The 13,731-nt window shown below is 39.0% G+C and carries 16 protein-coding genes; 3 read left to right on the plus strand and 13 right to left on the minus strand.

The window, feature by feature from the left end; genetic code table 11:
* Positions 1-51 precede the first annotated feature (51 nt).
* From R2S10_RS20365 to glmM, 5 genes are all read right to left on the minus strand, one after another.
* Entirely contained in the window at positions 52-2,346 is a 2,295-nt protein-coding gene (locus R2S10_RS20365; RefSeq protein WP_316842450.1) for a GH92 family glycosyl hydrolase, read from the minus strand.
* A 240-nt stretch (positions 2,347-2,586) separates the two neighbouring features.
* Positions 2,587-2,793 carry a hypothetical protein gene (locus R2S10_RS20370; protein WP_316842259.1) on the minus strand — a complete coding sequence of 69 codons (207 nt, stop codon included), beginning with the start codon at positions 2,791-2,793 and terminating at the stop codon, positions 2,587-2,589.
* An 87-nt stretch (positions 2,794-2,880) separates the two neighbouring features.
* Complete coding sequence (locus tag R2S10_RS20375; protein WP_316842260.1) at positions 2,881-3,423, minus strand: GNAT family N-acetyltransferase; 543 nt, start codon at positions 3,421-3,423, stop codon at positions 2,881-2,883.
* Between the two features lie 11 nt (positions 3,424-3,434).
* Positions 3,435-4,589: a cysteine desulfurase family protein gene (locus R2S10_RS20380; RefSeq protein WP_316842261.1), complete on the minus strand. Its 1,155-nt coding sequence runs from the start codon at positions 4,587-4,589 to the stop codon at positions 3,435-3,437.
* A complete protein-coding gene (glmM, locus tag R2S10_RS20385) occupies positions 4,589-5,977 on the minus strand; it encodes a phosphoglucosamine mutase (RefSeq protein WP_316842262.1) in 1,389 nt (462 codons plus the stop codon). Before glmM ends, R2S10_RS20380 begins: the two co-directional genes overlap by 1 nt.
* A gap of 176 nt (positions 5,978-6,153) precedes the next feature.
* Between glmM and R2S10_RS20390 the strand changes: the two genes are divergently transcribed.
* Genes R2S10_RS20390 through R2S10_RS20400 form a run of 3 tightly spaced genes read left to right on the plus strand, consistent with a single transcriptional unit; the run spans position 6,154 to position 8,176 of the window.
* Complete coding sequence (locus tag R2S10_RS20390) at positions 6,154-6,888, plus strand: class I SAM-dependent methyltransferase (RefSeq protein ID WP_316842263.1); 735 nt, start codon at positions 6,154-6,156, stop codon at positions 6,886-6,888.
* On the plus strand, positions 6,882-7,445 hold the full coding sequence (locus R2S10_RS20395) for a phosphatase PAP2 family protein (RefSeq protein ID WP_316842264.1): 564 nt from the start codon (positions 6,882-6,884) through the stop codon (positions 7,443-7,445). The genes R2S10_RS20390 and R2S10_RS20395 overlap by 7 nt, the downstream gene beginning before the upstream one ends.
* Positions 7,445-8,176 (plus strand): ZIP family metal transporter, encoded by a 732-nt coding sequence (locus R2S10_RS20400; RefSeq protein ID WP_316842265.1) that lies wholly within the window; start codon positions 7,445-7,447, stop codon positions 8,174-8,176. Before R2S10_RS20395 ends, R2S10_RS20400 begins: the two co-directional genes overlap by 1 nt.
* A 121-nt stretch (positions 8,177-8,297) precedes the next feature.
* Here R2S10_RS20400 and R2S10_RS20405 read toward each other — a convergent pair whose 3' ends face one another.
* The 8 genes from R2S10_RS20405 to R2S10_RS20440 form a co-directional block, all read right to left on the minus strand.
* On the minus strand, positions 8,298-9,506 hold the full coding sequence (locus R2S10_RS20405) for an erythromycin esterase family protein (protein ID WP_316842266.1): 1,209 nt from the start codon (positions 9,504-9,506) through the stop codon (positions 8,298-8,300).
* 203 nt (positions 9,507-9,709) lie between these two features.
* Positions 9,710-10,189: a MarR family winged helix-turn-helix transcriptional regulator gene (locus R2S10_RS20410; protein ID WP_316842267.1), complete on the minus strand. Its 480-nt coding sequence runs from the start codon at positions 10,187-10,189 to the stop codon at positions 9,710-9,712.
* Positions 10,173-10,334: a DUF5522 domain-containing protein gene (locus R2S10_RS20415; protein ID WP_316842268.1), complete on the minus strand. Its 162-nt coding sequence runs from the start codon at positions 10,332-10,334 to the stop codon at positions 10,173-10,175. The genes R2S10_RS20410 and R2S10_RS20415 overlap by 17 nt, the downstream gene beginning before the upstream one ends.
* Position 10,335: 1 nt before the next feature.
* Positions 10,336-11,277, minus strand: coding sequence for an MBL fold metallo-hydrolase RNA specificity domain-containing protein (locus tag R2S10_RS20420; protein ID WP_316842269.1), 942 nt, complete (start codon positions 11,275-11,277; stop codon positions 10,336-10,338).
* Positions 11,277-11,873 (minus strand): dephospho-CoA kinase, encoded by a 597-nt coding sequence (gene coaE, locus R2S10_RS20425; RefSeq protein WP_316842270.1) that lies wholly within the window; start codon positions 11,871-11,873, stop codon positions 11,277-11,279. Before coaE ends, R2S10_RS20420 begins: the two co-directional genes overlap by 1 nt.
* On the minus strand, positions 11,873-12,820 hold the full coding sequence (locus R2S10_RS20430; RefSeq protein WP_316842271.1) for a YbbR-like domain-containing protein: 948 nt from the start codon (positions 12,818-12,820) through the stop codon (positions 11,873-11,875). The genes coaE and R2S10_RS20430 overlap by 1 nt, the downstream gene beginning before the upstream one ends.
* Before the next feature lie 81 nt (positions 12,821-12,901).
* Entirely contained in the window at positions 12,902-13,246 is a 345-nt protein-coding gene (gene yajC, locus R2S10_RS20435) for a preprotein translocase subunit YajC (RefSeq protein WP_316842272.1), read from the minus strand.
* 28 nt (positions 13,247-13,274) lie between these two features.
* A complete protein-coding gene (locus R2S10_RS20440; RefSeq protein WP_316842273.1) occupies positions 13,275-13,727 on the minus strand; it encodes a DUF1573 domain-containing protein in 453 nt (150 codons plus the stop codon).
* Between the last annotated feature and the right edge of the window lie 4 nt (positions 13,728-13,731).

The following is a 13,731-nucleotide window of genomic DNA, read 5'->3' on the forward strand; positions in this document are numbered from 1 at the left end:
AAAACTCCCACTTTTTTTATGCGCTATTTTGTGATTTACTCCATTCTAAGCCTATTTATTAGGATCAGTAGAGAATGAGTAAGGGAAATCAGTTTCTTTCGTTCCACGCTGCTTATTTGGCGTCGCAGACATATTAAAATCTAGTGTAGCACCTTTTGTCAGCTCAGAATGGCTCAACCAGTTCTTAGGATAAGCAGCACCGTTATATTTCAAACCTTGTACATACCTATTGTTATCGCTGTTGTTCGCTGCATTAATCACTACTTTTTTACCATTTTCCAGGTTTAAGGTTACCTTTTTAAATAAAGGTGCGCCTAAAACATATTGGTCTGTGGCTGGCGTTACCGGATAGAAGCCCATTGCCGAGAACACATACCAGGCAGAAGTCTGGCCATTATCTTCATCTCCACAATACCCATCAGGAGTTGGTTTATACATGCGGTTCATGGTTTCACGAACCCAATATTGTGTTTTCCATGGCGCACCAGCATAGTTGTAAAGGTAAATCATGTGTTGGATCGGTTGATTACCATGTGCATATTGGCCCATATTGGCAATTTGCATCTCACGGATCTCATGAATCACACTACCATAATAGCTGTCGTCAAAGATTGGAGGCAAGGTAAATACTGAATCCAGTTTAGTCACAAACTTTTCTTTACCACCCATTAATTTGGCTAAACCATCGATATCCTGGAATACTGACCAGGAATAATGCCAGCTGTTACCTTCTGTAAAAGCATCACCCCATTTGAAAGGATTAAACGGTGATTGGAAATTACCATCTTTATTTTTACCTCTCATCAATCCACTAGAAGGATCAAACAGGTTTTTATAATTCATACTACGTTTTGCGTAGATATCAGTTTCTGCTTTAGGTTTTTTCAATGCTTTACCCAATTGGTAAATCGTGAAATCATCATAAGCATATTCTAAAGTACGTGCTGCATTTTCATTGATTTTCACATCATAAGGCACATAACCCAATTCGTTATAGTACTTCACTCCTGCTCTTCCTACTGCATCTAATGGTCCTTCGTTGTTTGCGCCATGCACCAATGCATCATATAGTGTATTGATGTCATAACCACGAAGCCCTTTGATGTAAGCATCTGCTACAACCGAAGCAGAGTTGTTACCCACCATTACGTTGGCATAACCAGGACTAGACCATTCCGGCAACCATCCGCCTTCTTTGTAATCGTTGATCAATCCTTCCTGCATTTCTTTATTGATCGATGGATAAACCAGGTTTAAGAAAGGATATAATGCTCTGAAAGTATCCCAGAAACCTGTTCCGGCAAACATGTAACCCGGTAATATTTTACCATTGTATGGACTCCAGTGCACAATTTTATTGTTGGCATCCAATTCATATAATTTATTCGGGAAGAATAAAGTACGGTAAAAACTAGAGTAAAAAGTACGGGTCTGGTCTACAGTACCACCTTCTACTGACACCCTGCTGAGTGTTTTATTCCAAACATCTTTCGCTTTTGTTTTGGTAACATCGAAAGCATCGCTGGCCAGTTCTCTTTTCAAGTTCAGTTCTGCCTGTTCGAAGCTGATGAAAGAAGAAGCCACTTTCATGCCTATCTGCTCCCCTTTTTTCGTTTTAAAACCTACAATTGCACCAGAATGATCTGCTTTAATTTCCAGTTCATCTTTCAACAGCTCTTTACCTTTCCAGGCATTTGCAGACACGAAGTCCTTATCGAAATAAGCTACAAAGTAGTTTTTAAAGTTTTCAGGGGTCATCTTGTGACTGTGCCTGGTGGTATACCCGATCACTTTTCTTTCTTTAGGGAAGATCTTGATATAAGATCCTTTATCGAAAGCATCAATTACCACGAAAGAGCTGTCGGACTTAGGAAAGGTAAACCTGAACTGAGCAGCACGCTCTGTAGGTGTGATCTCTGTGGTCACATCTGCATCCGCCAGGTAAACACTATAATAATAAGGTTTCACGACTTCCGCTTTATGAGAGTACCAGCTGGCGCGATCGTCCTGGTCAATGCGTTTCTTACCGGTTACCGGCATGATCGAAAACTGTCCGTAATCATTCATCCAAGGGGATGGCTGATGGGTTTGTTTAAAGCCACGGATTTTATCGGCATCGTAGGTATATGCCCATCCATCGCCCATTTTACCGGTTTGTGGTGTCCAGAAGTTCATACCCCATGGCAGGGCAATTGTTGGATAAGTATTTCCGTTAGACATTGAGGGCTTGCTTGCCGTTCCCATCAGAGGGTTGATCCATTCTACTGGATCGCTCAGTTTACCAACGGTCTGCGCAAAAGCTGCGGAAGAACCTGCAATCAGTAATGCAGTTAAGTATCGCTTCATCATCATGATATTGGATAAATAAATTATAATATTTGGTTTAAAATCTGGTCCCAAATGCAGCATTTGCACATTTCTGCAGCTAATGGACACATTTACACGCTAAAAAACGTTTTAGCACAGTCCTAAAGTAATAGATTTTTGTGAAAAAATTAAATAAAAGAAGGCACTATGTTTAAATATAGTGCCTTCTTTTGCAATGTAGCTGTAAATGTTACCTTAGATCTTTGAGTACTGCTGATTTTATCTTCCAGGGAAGGTTCCCGGCTCATGGCTGGATCCCATAGGTTTATTAGTCCTGTGGTGCTTCTTTAAAAAAACTGTCCGACTAAAATCTCCTGCAGAAGAGGTGTCGCCAGTATCTGGCTTGTTGTTCCCAAAGTCTTCTTCCTCTTTGTACACCGTTTTCCGGTGACTGTGTTTTTCGTTCTTATTTACCGGCTTTTCCATAACATTATGATTTATTGATTTTACCGTAGACTCATTACGGTAACAACGTAAAATCAAATATGTTTTGTATAAAAAAAAAGAAAAAAATTACCTGGTTTTCACAGCATTCTGACCGTAGATTTTTTCTTTGATCAGCTTTGTTAAAACGGTCAGCTCGCTTTCCTCAAAAATCTGAGTTCCCATGAGTAGCATAGGATAAGATTCCAGAGGATTGGTATAAGAAGGTTGTCTGTAACTAAAATCCTGAATCTGAAAGCCCAAACGCTCGTAAAAACCTATCCGTCTAATAGAATATTCATCTTCAGGAGGTTCTACTTCTAACAGAATCCTGCCAGGAAGCAGTGATTTATAATAATTGAGTACAGAGGCACCGTAATTCTTGCCTCTTAATTCCGCATCAATTGCAAAATGTTCTACGAAATAACTACCTGAAATCTCCCACCAGATGATAAAACCAATATGCCCATCGTCAGTATGTATCAAATCCAGGTGCATTTCCTGGCTTTCGGGGATGAGTTTCAATAAGGAATCCCAATCCCTCCGCTCATGCGGAGGGAAGGCATCCTCATATAGTTTTTTTATGAAGGTCAGCGAGGGATCGCTGGCCGTTGTAATTCTGTGAAACTTCATAAAGAAAATCTTTATGCTGTAACGTTCTGACTTACGATTTGTTTTACTTTATCTACTACAATATCCAGCTCCTCTTTAGTGTTGTACTTACTAAAAGAGAACCTCACAGATGGTCTGTTCGGATCTGCCTGAATACCGTTTAACACGTGAGAGCCGATGCTAGATCCAGACGAACAAGCACTTCCACCAGAGGCAGAAACACCGTTAATATCCAGGTTAAACAACAACATATCAGACATGTCCATTGCCGGGAAAGAAACATTCAGTACCGTATATAAACTCTTATCTGCATCTGTCTCCCCGTTGAAGCTAATGTCAGCAATCTCTGTACTCAACCTGTTTTTCAGGTAATTTTTTAATCCCTGAATGTGGTTCTGGTGACTTTCCATATCTGCATAGGCCATTTCAAGAGCTTTAGATAGCCCAATAATACCATATACATTTTCTGTACCACCACGCATATTACGTTCCTGGGCACCACCATAAATCATTGGGGGGATTTTCACATTGTGGTTCACAAATAAGAAACCAACGCCTTTAGGACCATGCAATTTATGTGCAGAACACACGATGAAATGCGCTTTCAGTTTTCTAACATCATGCACATAATGACCCATCGTTTGAACGGTATCACAGTGATAAATGGCATCATATTGCTCACAGATCTCCCCTACTCGCTCAATATCAGTTAGGGTACCCAACTCATTATTGGCATGCATTAAAGAAACAAAAGTACGTCCGTTTTCCTTTAACAATTGCTCCAGGTGGTCGTAATCAATATTGCCTTTCGTATCGATATTCACAAAGCTTAACTTTTCAATTATGCCTTGTTTCAGTAGCATCCCTAAAGTATGTTCTACTGCATGGTGTTCTATTTTTGAGGTAATTGCATGTTTGATATTAAAAGCGGCAATTCCACAACGAATAGCGGTATTGTCGGCTTCTGTACCTCCAGAAGTAAAAAAGATCTCTGCAGGAGTCGCATTTAAGAGCCCGGCAACCGATTTTCTTGCTTTTTCAACCAGCGTTCTTACCTCTCTACCCTGAGCATGAATAGCAGATGGATTCCCGTAATAATTAGTCATTACATTCACCATCTCCGAAATCACCTCTGGATCCAAAGGTGTTGTTGCCGCATTGTCTAAATAGATCCTGTTTGCCTTCATTAGTTCAATTTTAAAATTTCTTTAATATCTGATATGATCTTCGAAGCCAGGTTTTCAGCAACAGTTTCGCTGCCAGCTTCACTATAGATACGAATGATTGGCTCTGTATTAGACCTGCGCAAATGCACCCATTCCTTATCAAATTCTATCTTCAAACCATCAATAGTGCTGGTTGGTTGATTTTTATATTTCTCCTGAACTTTAACCAATAAAGCATCGATGTCCATTTCAGGGGTAAGCGTAATTTTATTTTTTGAGATATAATAAGCTGGGTAGCTGCTTCTCAAAAGAGAAATCGACTTACCAAACTTCGCCAAATGCGTCAGGAATAAACCAATACCTACTAAAGCATCACGGCCATAATGAGATTCAGGATAGATGATACCACCATTACCTTCACCACCGATGATCGCATTGTTTGCTTTCATTTGATTCACAACGTTTACTTCACCAACTGCTGAGGCATGGTATTCCATACCTGCTTTTTCCGTCACATCTCTCAATGCTCTGGTCGAAGAAAGGTTAGAAACCGTATTTCCAGGAGTATTTTGAAGCACGTAATCTGCAACAGCAACTAAAGTATATTCTTCACCGAACATGGCACCATCTTCACATACAAAGCATAAACGGTCTACATCAGGATCTACTACGATACCTAAATCAGCGTTTTTAGCTTTTACCACCTTAGCGATTTCCGTTAAGTTTTCTGGTAAAGGCTCTGGGTTGTGTGGGAAATGGCCATCAGGTGTACAGTACAATTCATAAACCGTCTCTACGCCTAAAGCTTTCAATAAAGCTGGAACAAAAATCCCTCCGGTAGAGTTCACACAGTCGATCGCAATTTTGAAGTTTGCTGCTTTAATTGCGGCAACATCTACCAATGGTAAAGCTAGAACAGCATCAATGTGTTTTTGCAAATAGCTATCATCTTTTGTTACCGTTCCCAGGTCATCTACCTCAGCAAAGCTAAATTCTGCTTTCTCTGCCATCTCTAAAAGTTCCTTTCCATCCGCATCGCTGATGAATTCTCCCTTATTATTCAATAATTTCAAGGCATTCCATTGTTTTGGATTGTGACTTGCAGTTAAGATGATCCCACCACCAGCTTTTTCAAGTGGCACTGCGATTTCTACTGTTGGGGTAGTCGATAAACCAAGATCAATCACCTCAATGCCTAAGCCTTGCAGTGTTCCAATCACCAGGTTGTTCACCATTTCACCAGAAATTCTGGCATCACGTCCAACAACAATTTTCTTAATATTCGTTTTATTGATAATCCAAGAGCCGTAAGCTGCTGTAAATTTAACGATATCAATAGGAGTTAAACCATTACCGGCAATTCCTCCGATGGTTCCTCTTATTCCAGAGATAGATTTTATTAGTGTCAAGTTATTCGGTTTTTTTTTCAAAAATAGCAAAAAAACAACATAAAGACTGATTTATACCAGCCCAAATCGTAAAATTAACATCATTAAAATCGACTGGGGAGCTCAAATAATCCTCAATGTTGCATTTGAAAATACTATATTTGTGTTTTTCCTAAACATCAACAAAAACGGGCTTTATGCAGCGCAAGTGGTTTCAATATTGGTTCAACTCTCCCTATTATCATATTTTATATAGTCAACGTAATGATGCTGAGGCAGAATTCTTAATCGATAATCTGTCGGCATACCTGAAGCCTGCTGCAGATTCCAAAATTATGGACATCGCCTGTGGTCGCGGCAGACATTCAATTTACCTGAATAAAAAAGGTTACGACGTTACTGGGGTTGACCTTTCCGAACAAAGTATCAAGTACGCGCAGCAGTTTGAACAAAAGAACCTGCACTTTTTCGTGCATGACATGCGCAAGTTGTCATTCATCAATTACTTTGACATCGCCTTAAACCTGTTCACCAGTTTCGGCTATTTTGAAACAGAAAAAGAACATGTGAGTGCTTTAACCTCCTTCAGAAAAAGTTTAAAACCTGATGGAACCCTGGTTATCGACTATTTCAATACCCAAAAGATTATCAAAAACCTGACGCAACGGGAAACAAAAACGATGGATGGTATTGAATTCGACCTTCATAAATTTGTTGCGGATGGGAAAATCATCAAACATATCAATTTTGAACACCGCAATAAAGCCTTCGCTTTTGAAGAACGTGTTCAGGCCTTCCAAAAAGAAGATTTCGAAAGAATGTTACTAAAAAGTGGCCTACAAATCATAGAAACCTTTGGTAATTATGCTTTAGATGCATTCGACGAGACAAAATCTGACCGTTTGATTTTAATCTGCAAAAAAATATGCTAGAAAGTCTGCACCAATTTGACGTAGAATTGTTCCTGAAAGTGAACCGGGATATGGCCAATCCATTTTTCGACTGGCTCCTTCCATTGATGCGTAACCGTTATTTCTGGATGCCATTATACCTATTTATCATCATCTTTTGCGTTAAAGAATACAAAAAAAGAGGATGGTATATTATTGGAATGCTTTCTTTTACTGTAGCAATGGGCGATTTAATCGCTTCCAGAGTCATCAAACCATTGGCAGGACGCCTTAGACCTTGTAACGACCTGGATTTAGTTGGAGAGTTGGTTCGCCGTGTACCATGTGGTAGTGGCTTCAGTTTTCCTTCTGCGCATGCGACCAATCATTTTGCCATGGCAGTATTCCTGATTTTCGTATTCTATGATAAATGGAAGCCTATTTTACCAATCGGAATCGCCTGGGCATTTATCATTTCTTTCTCACAAGTTTATGTCGGGGTTCACTACCCTATTGACACCATGGTGGGCGCTTTACTAGGCAGTCTAATTGGTTTCACGACTTCAATCATCTACAAAAAAATACAACCACAAGTATAATGGAAATCTGGAAGTTGCTCATTTTATTCTTTAGCGCCTTTTTAGGAGGCTCTGCCATCTTTATGGTGAAGAGCGATAAATCTCAGCTGCTAAAGTTAATCCTTTCCTTTAGTGGAGCTTATTTATTCGCCATTACGGTATTACACCTGATTCCGGAAGCTTATAGCGGCCCTGATCATGCCTCAATCGGTATTTTTATCCTGATTGGATTTCTATTCCAGATTCTGTTAGAACAGTTTTCTGAAGGCGTAGAACATGGCCACATCCATAAACACGGAGATTCTAAAGCATTCCCTTATGGAATCATGATCAGTCTTTGTCTACATGCCTTTCTGGAAGGAATGCCTTTGGCTAAAGACCAACATAACGCCTTGATTTTCGGGATCTCTCTACACCATATTCCAGCAGCTTTTGCCCTGGCCAGCATCCTGCTGCAAAGCAAATTCAACAGAAACAGCGTGCTATTTTACATCAGCATTTTCGCAATTATGGCACCATTAGGTTTCTATGTAAGTTATGGGCTGAGCAACGGCACTATCGGTGGCGTAGAAGACTATTTCAATAAGATTATGGGTATTGTGATTGGTATCTTTTTACATATCTCTACCACGATTCTATTTGAATCCAGCGTAGACCATAAAGTGAGTAAAAGAAAAATGATCGCCGTATTATGCGGTGTAGGCATCGCTTTAATCGGTTATTTCATGACCGGACAAACGCATCAGCATTAACAACCACAAAAATATTTATAACAAATAGGCTCGTATCAATTATTTATGATACGAGCCTATTTATTATGGGATCTAACCAAATCCAGTTCATCAATCCAATCAGTTTTCCTTAATTTAGTCCTTACTGACTACTATTTGTTTTATCGAAAAAAACAACCATGTCGAAGTTCTTTGAAATCGACAACTTCTTATTTACCGGAGTACTCGTAGCTCCAATCATCCTCATATTAAGTGGTCTGGTTAAAAAATCATTCAGAATCGGATCTTTCGATACTTCGTCAATATCGATGATAAAGTTTTTGAACTTACATTGTTTAAAATAAAACTCATAGGCATCTTTCGTATCCACCTCTGGAAAGTAGTAAGGCTGAAATCCCAACAGAGATTTATTTTTAACAACGTTTACATAAGCTTTACCTGAGTTGAAATCCGTAGCTATCATAAAATATTTGGAAGCATATTTTCTATGGAGCAGCATTCCTGCTGCGGGATTATTATATAGTTCGGTTTTTGCCACATGGCCATTATGCGCCCATAAAATCAACTTATTATCTTTAGCCCGCTCTTTGATCCAAATGATATTGCTAGCCATAACACGATCTCTATAGCCTATTTTAGTTTCATAATAACCATCTGTTACCTGATTTAACATTTCAATATAATGCTTGCTAAGGTCTGAGCCTTCCAGGTTTCGAAGCTTAGTTAAAATTCCTTTAATATCTTTAATTTCCTGTTTCTCTATTTTCTGATAGGGTTTGAGGCTAATTTTCTCCAGGAACACTTTATCAACGCTTTCTATGGATGGATTTAACTCGATTACCTTATTAATCACATTAGTGAAGCCTCTTGCTTCGATCCCATAAACATGAACTTTATCGGAATCCGATTTATCCTGATTGTATTTCTTCAACCATTCGATCATTGATCTGTTAGTAGAGATTACAGGACTGCCAAATAGGAACACCAAACTATCTGTTTTTCCGGTAATGTAATTATCAACGTTTTCTAGTGCTGTAAAATCACTCTCAAAAGCAATCGCTTTATAACCAAGTGTAGTCACAAGGAACCTTACTAAACGATCCCTATATTCGTAAACCTCTGCCGTCCCATGAGTCACTTCCCCCAAAGCAATCAATTCTTTATCTTTTAGCCTTTCCTTTAAAAAGCCAATATCTTTGAAATCAGCCGTCGGGTTAAGAGTTTCAATAGGCTTAATGACTGTGTTTAATCGATTAATTATCAGAGCCTCGTTTTCCTGAGCAAATAATTGCGCCGGAATAAATATCGAAAAAGCAAAGATGACTGCTAAGTAAGCTTTAAATGATTTCATTTATAATGAGATTGATTCATTTAAAAATCGACATTCATTCTTACAAATAGAATTACTTTAACTTTATTTAACAGAATTCCATAAAACAGACATCCTTCATCAAAAAGATTTCCTTCATCAAAAAGATTTCCTTATTCATAAAAAAGCCTTCAAAAAGCTAAATACTTTTTGAAGGCTTTTTTATTATGATACCTTATGAAGGATTAACCTCTCATTTTATCCAATAGATCGTTTAATAACTGCGCCTCTTCTTTTGATAAGTTTTTTGCAGCAAGTGCGGAGAGGTCTACCCCCTCATCCATTTTCAGGAGCAGATTCAATCCCTTTTCTGTAATCAGGATGTCTACCGCCCTTTTATCATGAACATTGACACTTTTGGCTACCAATTTCTTTTGCACCAGACGCTCCGTGATGCGGGAAGCATCACACATCTTATCCAACATCCTTGATTTTAACAGGTTAATTGTGGAAGGCGCCGGATATTGCCCTCTTAAGATCCTTAGAATATTGAACTGCTGAGGAGTAATTTCATAAGGAGCAATCACCTGTTTAAAATAGTCGTTGCACCAGCTATTGCTAAATACCAGATTGGCAATTACCTGTTGGTATATATTTTTAAATTTTGTCGCTTTTATTTCTTTCTCCAACTGCATCTCAGTCATTCCATTAATTCTGGTCCCCATCCTTGGTTCTGGTCTTTTTTTTACCGTAGCCCCATGGGCAATGTTTACATTTATTCTTACAGCAATAGCCTCTTTTGAGATGATAGGCTTCCGTGAAAACCATCAGTCCATCCTCGTTCAAATAATAGTCTACCCCTTCTATCATATTAAGTAAGCAATTTAACGACCAAACTATTCGAAAAATGTTCTTTTAACTGCTTTCCATCACCATGATTGGTCCAAACCTGCGTAGGTTTCACTTGATCAATGGTATAGATGATGTCATTCCAATCGGCATGATCCGATACATACAATTGAATCTCACTGTTACTTTGTAAGTGTTTCCAACCCGTAGCGAATACTCTAATCACGTTTATTGCCCTAAAATAGCTTCTAAAGACCATTGGAGGAACCATGTATACCATATTGTTTGGTGTATTCTTCATCACCTTACGATCGTACATTTCATATTTCCCCATATTTATGCCATTCTGCTCATAAATTTTCACAAAAGGCATCATGCTATGGTGTACCAGTATCCTTTTTTCCGGACAATGGTAGTTCATCAGACTGATCAGGCGCTGACATTTACCCAGGGCATAAGCGCCTAGCATAATGTTACTTTGCGTGCCATTCAGCTTCAAAATCTCTTCTTCTGCTACAGGGTGACGCGTGTTCGGATCTGCAAAAGTAGTCTCCGTAATCAGAACATCTGCAGAAACAAATTCAATCGGCTCACAGGTTTTATCAGGCTGTAACTTATAATCTCCTGTGTACAGGTATCTTACGCCCTGATATTCCATTAAAATCATGGCAGAACCTAAAATATGGCCTGCAGGAATAAAGCTGATTTTAACACCGTTCAGTGTAAAATGTTCATGATATCCTTTCAAATGAAATTCACCAGCAGCAAATTTCTTATAACGGTGCTTCATAAACAATGAAGTCGTTTCCGTGCAATATACCTTCAGGTTACCACCGATGGCATGGTCTCCATGGGCATGGGAGATCACTGCGTCTTTTACTATTTCCTTTGGATCCAGATAAAAATCACCATATCTACAAAATAAACCAGTTTTTGTAGCAACTATAAAATCATCTAATATCATTAAGGGGTTATATTTAAGAATTGACGGTGTAAATCCATCACTTGTGTAATTAAAGAATCTGTTTCATTGTTGTGAATCAGCATATCGGCCATTTTAGCCTTTTCCTCGTCGGAGAGCTGTTTATCCATGCGTGCCCTCACTTGCTCCTCTGTTACACCATCGCGTTCCATGACGCGCTGCAATCTAGTTTCTATAGGGGCAATGACCAGCACGTTACGATCGCACATCTGGTACGAACCGCTTTCAAAAAGCAAAGCTGCTTCTTTGAGAATATAAGGAACATTTGGAGAAACCTGAGCCAGCCATTTGTCGAAAGCACGGAATACAGCCGGATGAACCAGTTGATTTAACTTTTCCAGTTCTGCCAGTTGATTAAAGACAATTCCGGCGATGTGTTTATTATTCAAAAGCCCTTCAGCCGTATAACTTTCTTTTCCGAAAGTATCTTTTACGCCCTGAACCAAAATAGGATCCATCACCATGATTTGCTTGGCTACCGTATCCGCGTAAAAAACCGGAATACCCAAGGTTTCAAAAACCCGGCATACCGTAGTTTTTCCACTCCCTATCCCGCCTGTTATTCCTATTTTCAGCATTATTTCTCTATGATAAAATCTACTTTAGCAGGCTTAATCTGCACCAGTTTGCAATATTCCGGAAAGCGGATCAGTCGCACTGTCAATTCATTGTGCTGAAAAACTTTCCATTCATTCATGTCCACTACCGCCTCGATGAATTCTTCATTTACCTGTGCGTATTTAGACAAAGCCACCATTAAAGTAACTTTCACTTTCTTGGGGTAGAGTTTTACATTGTAATACTCTTTATTATTGATCACCTTTAAAGGCACTTCTATTACTTTTTCCGTAAACTCATCCACAGATAATTTCACATCTACACTCGTTGGAAAAATGTTGACATTCTTCATCTTATTTTGCACCATTGCTACTCTGGCTACCGTGCTGCTTTGAATGTCTTCTAATTTCAGGCTATCCGTATTCCATTCCTTGATCTTCATGATATCTTCTTCCGGTCCGGAAATGGTGACATAATCAGGATTGATCTTTATGGCATTGGAAACCCCATATTGTGGTGCAAAACGTAGATTGGAAACCAGTTTCACAGGTACTCTTTTCACTCTCCTTTCAGAAAAATCAAAATACAGCGTATCCGGTTTTACAGAAATAATCTTTTGAGAAGATTCCAGCTGACGGTTAACATTGAACAGTTGTTCTGAAAACAGCACATAATTCCTGTTGTTTAGTTTTTCCAGGTTGATAGAGATCGACTGTGGTTTGATTCTCAAACGTGCAAATAACAACTGCCAGCCCGTTCCTTCCACCTGTAAATCTACCGTATCTGATTGCAGCGGATGAAAGGCTTTTTTCTGAGGAAAGTTCTTATAGTCGAGAACCGTCTTGGCAGTATAAACATATTTATTGTTTAATGCCATGAATAACCATGCCGCAACAGCCAGGAACAGACAGGTGACCAGCGCCAGAAAACGCTTTTGCTCTACTTTTGTGAGTTTGATGATGGGCATATAGACAAAGTAAACAAATATACTCAAATGCAAAAGCCGCACCAAACAAGGATGCGGCTTTTAGCAGTATAGCTGTTAAACCTATGCTTTTGGAGCGTCAGTTTTAGCAAGATCAACTTTAGGGCTTGCAGCTTTCGTTGCATCTAAAGAGACCGAAGTTTTATCAAAACGGATTTTAGTACCACTCTCTACTTCAATTACGAAAGTAGTGTCGTTCATGTCTACAATTTTACCGTGGATACCGGCAGTAGTCACAATTTTATCTCCTTTTTTCAACTCTTCAACCAATTTCTTATGATCTTTAGCTTTTTTAACCTGCGGTCTGATCATGAAAAAATAAAATACCACCATGATTAAAACCATTGGTACCAGGGTACCTAGCATGCTGCTACCACCTGTTGCTTGTAAGATTACTGTTGACATCATATGATTATATATAAGATTTTATTAGTATTTACTTTTCTTTAATTTCTCCTGTTAAGTGCAGTTCTGCTACTGTTGGATTTGCATTGGAAGTAACCGTAACCACTTTATCCTGCATTCCAAACTTGCCTTGACTGTCGAATACTACTTTAATGCTACCTGTTGCACCTGGAAGAATTGGCTCTTTAGGAATCTCAGGAACCGTACAACCACAAGTTGCGGTAGCATTGGTAATGATTAAAGGGCTTTTTCCAGTGTTTTTAAAGGTATAGCTGTAATGAACTTTTTCTCCCGGAGCAATTTTACCGAAATTATAGTTTTCATTATCAAATGACATTACTGCGGCATCAGCTGCGGCAACCGGGTCAGTACCTTCAGCCAGAGAGGTTGTCCCTGCTTCAGTATTTCCACCAGCTGTTTTCGTTGCATTTTGACAGGAAGCAAATGTCATTGCTGCAATTGCAATTAACAAGATTCGTTTCATATTT

The organism is Pedobacter gandavensis (assembly GCF_032678745.1).
In the GTDB taxonomy this organism is placed as follows: Bacteria; Bacteroidota; Bacteroidia; order Sphingobacteriales; family Sphingobacteriaceae; genus Pedobacter; species Pedobacter gandavensis_C.